Here is a 7,258-nt window from a genome sequence, read left to right on the forward strand (position 1 = left end):
TCGAGAGCGGGGCTTTTTTGTGGGCGCTGGATTTAGCTCATCATGCCTTTGACGATGCGTTCCTGTTCGATCAGCTCTCGCTGGCGCGCATCAATACGTGACGACAGCGGGAAGTTGCTGCCGGCCCGGCGCTTGGCAAAGTCCAGTTGCTGGATCGCCTGCTGGAAGTCGCCGACCAACGCAAAGTACTCGGCGCGGGCTTGATGCAGGCCGATGATATTGCCGGATAGCCCGCGGGTTTCGGCGACCTGGTACCACACGTCGGGATCGTCGGAGCGCGACTTGAGCAGGCCTTCCAGGGCTTTTTCCGCGTCGGCGGTGCGGTTCTGCTTGAGCAGCAAGTCCACGCGCACCTGGTTCAGCGGGTAGTTGCTGGGGTATTGGGCCAGCATGCGGTCGGTGCGTTGCTGCGCGTCGGGCATGCGATTGTTGGTGATATCCAACTCGATCTGCGCCAGGTTGTAGGTGATGTCGTTGGGCGCCTTGGCCAGCAGCGGCTTGAGGGTTTCCCGTGCCTCGTTGAGCTGGGTGCCCTTGATCTGGGCGATGGCCAGGCCATAACGCGCCACATCGCTCTTCGGGTTCTCATCCAGCTGGGCGCGGAAGCGCTTGGCGGCCAAGCCGGGCGTATCTTCGTAATACAGCTGGACCCTGGCGCGAATCAGTTGATAGCGCAGGCTGTCTTCGGTGCCGCCGGTCTTGGTCTGTTCGGCGCGGTTGCGCGTATCGGCGATCCGCGATTCGGTGACCGGGTGTGTCAGCAGGAATTCTGGAGGCTTGGCATCGAAGCGGTATTGGCGCATCAAGCGCTCGAACATGGTCGGCATCGAGCGCGGGTCGTAGCCGGCCTTGACCATATTGAGGATGCCGATGCGGTCGGCCTCTTGCTCATTCTGCCGGGAGAAGCGCCGCTGCTCCTGGATCGCGGCGGCCTGGCTGCCGGCAATCGCGGCAATCCCGGCATCCCCGGCGCCGGCGGCAGCAGCGATAATCCCGCCGAGCAGCGCGGCCATCATCGGGATCTGCATCCGTTGCTGGGCTTCCACGCCCCGGGCGAAGTGGCGCTGTGACAAGTGCGCCAGTTCGTGGGCCATCACCGAGGCGTACTCGCCTTCGGTCTGGGCATTGAGAAACAGGCCGCCGTTGACCCCGACAATCCCGCCCGGCGCAGCAAATGCGTTGAGCTGAGGGCTGTTGATCAGGATGAACTCCAGGCGCCGGTCATTGACCTGGCTGGTCTCCACCAGTTTGTAGACGCTGGTCTCGACGTAATCCTTGAGTTGCGGGTCATTGAGGACCGAGACCTGGCCGCGCAGAAATGCCAGCCACGCCCGGCCCAGTTGGTGTTCCTGTTGTGGCGAGACAATGGCAGAACTGGCGTCGCCAAGTGACGGCAGGTCGTCGGCGAAGCCTGGAGAGGCAAGCAGGCAAGCCAGCGTCAGCAGGGTAGGGCGCAAAAAAGTCATGCACAAAGCCTTTCGACAAAGACATTACTGTAGCCGGACACTGAGCTCGGGACCAGATATTCTAAGCGCCCCTTGACGCCGCCTGGAGCAAAACCATGACCGCTGCTGTAAACCACGACGCCGAGCTCGATGCCAGCGGCCTCAACTGCCCGTTGCCACTGCTCAAGGCCAAGATGGAACTCAATCGGCTGGCCAGCGGTGCGGTGCTCAAGGTGATCGCCACGGATGCGGGTTCGCAGCGGGACTTCCGCACGTTTGCCAAGCTGGCGGGGCATGCGCTGTTGCACGAGGAGGCCGATAACGGCGTCTATCGTTACTGGTTGCGCAAGGCCTGATGGCCCCATCGCGGGCAAGCCCGGCTCCCGCACTTACCGAGTTGTCTGGTCGAGCACCGAACCCATGTGGGAGCTGGCTTGCCTGCGATAGCTATCTAACTGCCACCAGCCGCATCAAGCCTTGTCCAGTGCCTGTGCCGCGGCCAATACCGCCTCCACATGCCCCGGCACTTTTACGCCACGCCATTCCTGGCGCAGCACGCCTTCCTTGTCGATCAGGAAGGTGCTGCGATCAACGCCCAGGTATTCCTTGCCGTACAACTTCTTCAGCTTGATTACATCAAACAGCTGGCAAACTGCCTCGTCCTTGTCGCTGATCAGCTCAAAGGGGAAAGCTTGCTTGGCCTTGAAGTTCTCGTGGGACTTCACGCTGTCCCGGGACACGCCAAACACTTCGGTGTTGGCGGCCTGGAACGCGGCGTAGTGATCGCGAAACCCCTGGCCTTCGGTGGTGCAGCCCGGGGTGCTGTCTTTAGGGTAAAAGTAGATCACCACTTGCTTGCCCTTGAGGCCGGCAAGGCTGAACGTCTGCCCGCTGGTCGCCGGGGCTTGGAAATCGGCGACCGGTGTGTCGATGACTACCGCCATGAAAAACTTCCTTACATTGGATTCTGTGGGCGCCAGGGCTCGATCAGTGCATCCAGGTTCAGCGCATCGGCGAAATCCAGGAACTGGTCGCGCAACCAACTGATCTGCACGCCGGCCGGCAAGGTCACGGTAAAGGTGGCGTTGAGCATGGTGCCGCCGGTCTGGGGGGCCTGATAGGTGTCGCAGGTCAGGTTTTCCAGCTCGACGTTATGGTCGATAAAGAACTGGCACAGTTCATTAACGATGTCCGAACGGTACGCCGAACTGACATAAGCCACGTACGGTAGCGCCTGGGGACGGTTCTCCAGGGCGGCACTGCGTACCACATTGACGGTGAAATCGTGCTTCTTGGCCAGGGCCGGCAAGCCAGCTTCCAGGCGCGCCAGGGCGTCCCAGCTGCCGGAAATCTGCAGGACCAGCGCGCTGCACTCGCCATGGCGAGTCAGGCGTGAGGTCACGACGGCGCAGCGGTTTTCATGGCTGGCGCGGCACAGGACGTTAGTCAGCTCCATGGGGTTGGCGCCAAGGGCACTGATAACAAGGAATTGTTCGCGGACTGTGGGGGTGGACATGCAGCATTCCTAAAGCGATGAGCGGTCGATACGAACGTGCGGTACCGATCAAAGGATCAAGGGTAGCGAAAAGCGCCGCCAAGGGCTAGGACGTGGCGTTTTCATTGCATATTCAGTGGCAGTTGGCCGTGCTTTGGCCCAATGATGGCATTGCCGGCAACTAAGTTGATCCAGAACGCGTCCTCGGAGGGTACTTCGCTTGTGCAAGCATCTTGGCGCCAGTACCATTACGGCTCTCTTTTTCCGGCAGGAGCGGTTGCATGATTGCGGGCAGTATGGTGGCACTGGTCACACCCATGGATGCACAAGGTAATCTCGACTGGGACAGCCTGGGCAAACTGGTGGACTTTCACCTGCAAGAAGGCACCAACGCCATTGTGGCCGTCGGCACCACGGGTGAATCGGCCACGCTTGATGTGGAAGAACACATCGAGGTGATCGAGTTTGTGGTCAAGCGCGTTGCAGGGCGTATCGCGGTGATTGCCGGTACGGGCGCCAACTCGACGCGCGAAGCGATCGAACTGACCAAGAACGCCAAGAAAGCCGGTGCCGATGCTTGCCTGCTGGTGACGCCGTACTACAACAAGCCGACCCAGGAAGGCTTGTACCAGCACTTCAAGGCCATCGCCGAAGCTGTCGACATCCCGCAGATCCTCTACAACGTGCCAGGTCGCACGGCGTGCGACATGCAGGCCGCGACCGTGATCCGCCTGTCGACCGTGCCGAACATCATCGGTATCAAGGAAGCCACGGGCGACCTGCAGCGCGCCAAGGACATCCTGGCCGGCGTGAGCAGCGACTTCCTGCTGTACTCCGGCGACGACGCCACGGCTGTGGAGCTGATCCTGCTGGGTGGCAAGGGCAATATCTCGGTGACCGCCAACGTGGCTCCGCGTGCCATGAGCGAACTGTGTGCAGCTGCAATCGCCGGTGATGCCGTCAAGGCCCGCGCGATTCACGAAAAGCTGATGCCGCTCAACAAAACCCTGTTTATCGAATCCAACCCTATTCCCGTGAAATGGGCGCTGCACGAGATGGGCCTGATGCCGGACGGTATCCGTCTGCCGCTCACCCAACTCAGCCCAGCCTGTCACGAACCGCTGCGACAGGCCCTGCGCCAGTCCGGCGTCCTGGTTTAATTGAGGAAGCACTACGCATGAAGCGATTGGCCGGACTTTCCGCACTTGCCTTGATTATCTCCAGCACTAGTGGCTGCGGTTGGATCTGGGGCCCGGAAGGCTACTTCCGTGACCGCGGTAGCGATTACCTGGAAGCACAACAAACCGCACCGATGCAATTGCCGCCGGACGTCAACGTCGCCAAGCGCCTTGACCCGTTGCTGCCGATTCCGCGCAATGTGGCCGACGACACCGTCAAGGGCGAGTACGAAGTACCGCGTCCACAGCCGATTTCGGCCCTGGCCGATGCCAGTGACTACAGCCTGCAGAAAAGCGGCGACTCGCGTTGGATCATGGCCCAGCGCCCACCTGCCGAAGTCTGGCCGGTTGCTGTGCAGTTCTTCCAGGACAACGGTTTCCGTATCGACGAGCAACGCCCGCAGACCGGTGAGTTCACCACTGCATGGCAGCAGTCGAACGAACTGTCGGCCAACATGGCCAAGCGCCTGCAGGCCGGTGGCGTCGCCGCTGATGGCGAAAGCCGCATCCGCGTACGCATCGAGCCAGGCGTGCAGCGCAACACCAGTGAAGTCTATGTGGTCAGTGCCGAGCGTCCTGCCGGCAGTACCGCCAACGTCGAATTCACCAATCGCTCGGTCAACAGCGGTGTCGATGCTGCGCTGGTCGACGAGATGCTTGCCAGCATGAGCCGTATTTCCGAGAAGGGCGGTTCCGTATCCCTGCTCGCTGCCCGTGATTACGACACCCCTAACCGTGTCAGCCTCACCGAAGACGGTAGCGGCAACGTCGTGCTCAACCTGGGTGAAGACCTGGATCGAGCCTGGGCCAGCGTCGGCCGTGCCCTGGAGCAAGGTCCATGGCGCGTTGAAGACATCAACCGCAGCCTGGGCCTTTACTACATCAACGTGGCTGAAAAGGCCGAGAAGAAAGACGAAGAGCGTGGTTTCTTCAGCAAGTTGTTCGGCAGCGAGCCGACCAAGGAAGAGATCGAGACTCGCGCCGAGCGTTATCAGGTTCGCCTGAGCAAGGTTGGCGACAACGTGCAAGTCACCGTCGAGAAGAACATCAACACCGTAGCGCCTGCAGAAACGGCGCGCAAAGTGTTGGGCGTGATTCAGGACAACCTGGGCTGATCCGATGCGTTTTGCTGTTATCGGCAGCGGTAGCCAAGGGAACGGCACGCTTGTAGCCCACGACGACACGTACGTCCTGGTGGATTGTGGTTTCTCCCTGCGGGAAACCGAGCGACGCCTGCTGCGCCTGGGGGTTCACCCGGCGCAGTTGAGCGCGATTCTAGTGACCCACGAACATGCCGACCACGTGCATGGCGTGGGTTTGCTGTCTCGGCGCTACAATCTTCCGGTGTACCTGAGTCGCGGCACCTTGCGCGGGATGCGCAAACCCATTGAACCCGCAGGTTTCCTGGCCGGTGGCGAGCAACTGCAGATCGGTGCCTTGAGCATTTCTGTGATTGCCGTGGCGCATGATGCCCACGAGCCCACGCAATATGTATTCAGTGATGGCGAGCGTCGCTTCGGCCTGCTTACCGACCTGGGTTCCTATTGTGCCAAGGTGCTTGAAGGCTATCGGGATCTCGATGCATTGATGATCGAGTCCAACCATTGCCGAGACCTGCTGGCGCGCGGTCACTATCCGTACTTTCTCAAGCAACGGGTTGGCGGCGAACTGGGACATTTGAACAACCACCAGGCGGCGTACCTGGTGTATGAGTTGGGCTGGCAAGACCTGCAACATCTGGTCCTGGCCCACCTGAGCAGCAAGAACAACCTGCCGCAGCTTGCCCGGCAATGTTTTGTCGACACCCTCGGGTGCGACCCGGACTGGCTGCAACTGGCCGATCAAGATTCAGGGCTCGACTGGCGACATATCGCCTAGCCCATCTACTTACCAAGCGGAGCCCATCATGGAAAAACGTGAAGAACTCTACCGCGGCAAAGCCAAGTCGGTTTACAAGACCGACGACGCCAACCGCTTGATCCTGCTGTTTCGCAACGACACCTCGGCGTTCGACGGCAAGCGCATCGAACAGCTCGACCGCAAGGGTATGGTGAACAACAAGTTCAACGCCTTCATCATGCAGAAACTCGAAGCGGCCGGCATCCCGACCCAGTTCGATAAACTGCTGGGCGACAACGAATGCCTGGTGAAGAAACTCGACATGATCCCGGTCGAGTGCGTCGTGCGTAACTACGCCGCCGGCAGCCTGGTCAAGCGCCTGGGCGTGGAAGAGGGCCTCAAGCTCAACCCTTACACGTTCGAGCTGTTCCTCAAGGATGATGCCAAGGGCGATCCATTCATCAACGAATCCCACGTGGTGGCATTTGGCTGGGGCACCGCTGAACAACTGGCGCGCATGAAGGAGTTGTCGCTCAAGGTTAACGACGTGCTGAGCAAGCTGTTCGACGACGCCGGGCTGCTGTTGGTGGACTTCAAGCTGGAATTCGGCGTATTCCACGACGGCTCCATCGTCCTGGGCGACGAATTCAGCCCGGACGGCTGCCGCCTGTGGGACAAGGACACCCGTAAGAAGATGGACAAAGACCGCTTCCGCCAGGGCCTCGGTGACGTTATCGAAGCCTACGAAGAAGTCGCCAACCGCCTCGGCGTACCGCTGTAATCGACGCAAGCATCTGATAGCACGGAAAAAAATTGCTTCGGCGCTTTGCTTCCACGAAACAGGCTGTTATGATGCGCGCCGTTGGAGAGATGCCAGAGTGGCCGAATGGGACGGATTCGAAATCCGTTGTACCTTCACCGGTACCTAGGGTTCGAATCCCTATCTCTCCGCCATTATTTGTACTTGAAGGCCCCATTTATGGGGCCTTTTTGCATTCTGCAGGTTCTGTTTCTCCGTTCCGCCTTTATGTGCTGGTTAGGCATCTTATATAAGGCGTTCTATGAAGTCTGAGGGGTGTTAGGTCCTTGGAGGTTTTCATAGTGGCGGCCTGGGTTCTTTGCTCTGGAAAAGAATTTCCAGTTGGGGGTTGACCGGGTATTTTAATGCTGTAGTATTCGCCTCCCGCTGACGAGAGATCGAAAGCGCAAGTGGTTGAAGTTGTTGAGGAAAATCTCGAAGCTTCTGAAAATAATCACTTGACAGCAAATGAGGCTGCTGTAGAATGCGCGCCTCGGTTGAG

The 7,258-nt window shown here is 59.8% G+C and carries 8 protein-coding genes, 1 tRNA gene and 1 pseudogene; 6 read left to right on the forward strand and 4 right to left on the reverse strand.

The window, feature by feature from the left end; genetic code table 11:
- Positions 1–32: 32 nt before the first annotated feature.
- Entirely contained in the window at positions 33–1,466 is a 1,434-nt protein-coding gene (locus HBO11_RS27100) for a M48 family metalloprotease (RefSeq protein ID WP_169956712.1), read from the reverse strand.
- Between the two features lie 95 nt (positions 1,467–1,561).
- Between HBO11_RS27100 and HBO11_RS27105 the strand changes: the two genes are divergently transcribed.
- Positions 1,562–1,801, forward strand: coding sequence for a sulfurtransferase TusA family protein (locus HBO11_RS27105; protein ID WP_169956710.1), 240 nt, complete (start codon positions 1,562–1,564; stop codon positions 1,799–1,801).
- Positions 1,802–1,915: 114 nt separating this feature from the next.
- On the opposite strand, the gene HBO11_RS27110 is transcribed toward HBO11_RS27105, so the two are convergent.
- Positions 1,916–2,389 carry a peroxiredoxin gene (locus HBO11_RS27110; protein WP_169956708.1) on the reverse strand — a complete coding sequence of 158 codons (474 nt, stop codon included), beginning with the start codon at positions 2,387–2,389 and terminating at the stop codon, positions 1,916–1,918.
- Positions 2,390–2,400: 11 nt separating this feature from the next.
- Positions 2,401–2,961 carry a glycine cleavage system protein R gene (locus HBO11_RS27115; protein WP_169956706.1) on the reverse strand — a complete coding sequence of 187 codons (561 nt, stop codon included), beginning with the start codon at positions 2,959–2,961 and terminating at the stop codon, positions 2,401–2,403.
- Positions 2,962–3,221: 260 nt separating this feature from the next.
- Here HBO11_RS27115 and dapA point away from each other — a divergent pair, with 260 nt between their 5' ends.
- The 5 genes from dapA (at position 3,222) to HBO11_RS27140 (ending at position 6,911) form a co-directional block, all read left to right on the forward strand.
- Positions 3,222–4,100: a 4-hydroxy-tetrahydrodipicolinate synthase gene (gene dapA, locus HBO11_RS27120; protein WP_169956704.1), complete on the forward strand. Its 879-nt coding sequence runs from the start codon at positions 3,222–3,224 to the stop codon at positions 4,098–4,100.
- 17 nt (positions 4,101–4,117) lie between these two features.
- On the forward strand, positions 4,118–5,233 hold the full coding sequence (gene bamC, locus HBO11_RS27125; RefSeq protein ID WP_169956702.1) for an outer membrane protein assembly factor BamC: 1,116 nt from the start codon (positions 4,118–4,120) through the stop codon (positions 5,231–5,233).
- A 4-nt stretch (positions 5,234–5,237) separates the two neighbouring features.
- Positions 5,238–5,996: an MBL fold metallo-hydrolase gene (locus tag HBO11_RS27130; RefSeq protein ID WP_169956700.1), complete on the forward strand. Its 759-nt coding sequence runs from the start codon at positions 5,238–5,240 to the stop codon at positions 5,994–5,996.
- A 28-nt stretch (positions 5,997–6,024) separates the two neighbouring features.
- Complete coding sequence (gene purC, locus HBO11_RS27135) at positions 6,025–6,738, forward strand: phosphoribosylaminoimidazolesuccinocarboxamide synthase (RefSeq protein WP_003211975.1); 714 nt, start codon at positions 6,025–6,027, stop codon at positions 6,736–6,738.
- Positions 6,739–6,821: 83 nt separating this feature from the next.
- A tRNA-Ser gene (locus HBO11_RS27140) sits at positions 6,822–6,911 on the forward strand.
- Between the two features lie 142 nt (positions 6,912–7,053).
- Here HBO11_RS27140 and HBO11_RS28515 read toward each other — a convergent pair.
- Positions 7,054–7,258 (reverse strand): annotated as a pseudogene (locus tag HBO11_RS28515) (hypothetical protein); the annotation flags it as partial.

The sequence above is a fragment of the Pseudomonas sp. WS 5010 genome, from assembly GCF_012985565.1.
GTDB lineage: Bacteria > Pseudomonadota > Gammaproteobacteria > Pseudomonadales > Pseudomonadaceae > Aquipseudomonas.

Bases quoted from the DNA above. Each gene is read 5' to 3' on its own strand.
- HBO11_RS27100 (WP_169956712.1), bottom strand. From the start codon at position 1,466: ATGACTTTTTTGCGCCCTACCCTGCTGACGCTGGCTTGCCTGCTTGCC.
- HBO11_RS27105 (WP_169956710.1), top strand. From the start codon at position 1,562: ATGACCGCTGCTGTAAACCACGACGCCGAGCTCGATGCCAGCGGCCTC.
- HBO11_RS27110 (WP_169956708.1), bottom strand. From the start codon at position 2,389: ATGGCGGTAGTCATCGACACACCGGTCGCCGATTTCCAAGCCCCGGCG.
- HBO11_RS27115 (WP_169956706.1), bottom strand. From the start codon at position 2,961: ATGTCCACCCCCACAGTCCGCGAACAATTCCTTGTTATCAGTGCCCTT.
- dapA (WP_169956704.1), top strand. From the start codon at position 3,222: ATGATTGCGGGCAGTATGGTGGCACTGGTCACACCCATGGATGCACAA.
- bamC (WP_169956702.1), top strand. From the start codon at position 4,118: ATGAAGCGATTGGCCGGACTTTCCGCACTTGCCTTGATTATCTCCAGC.
- HBO11_RS27130 (WP_169956700.1), top strand. From the start codon at position 5,238: ATGCGTTTTGCTGTTATCGGCAGCGGTAGCCAAGGGAACGGCACGCTT.
- purC (WP_003211975.1), top strand. From the start codon at position 6,025: ATGGAAAAACGTGAAGAACTCTACCGCGGCAAAGCCAAGTCGGTTTAC.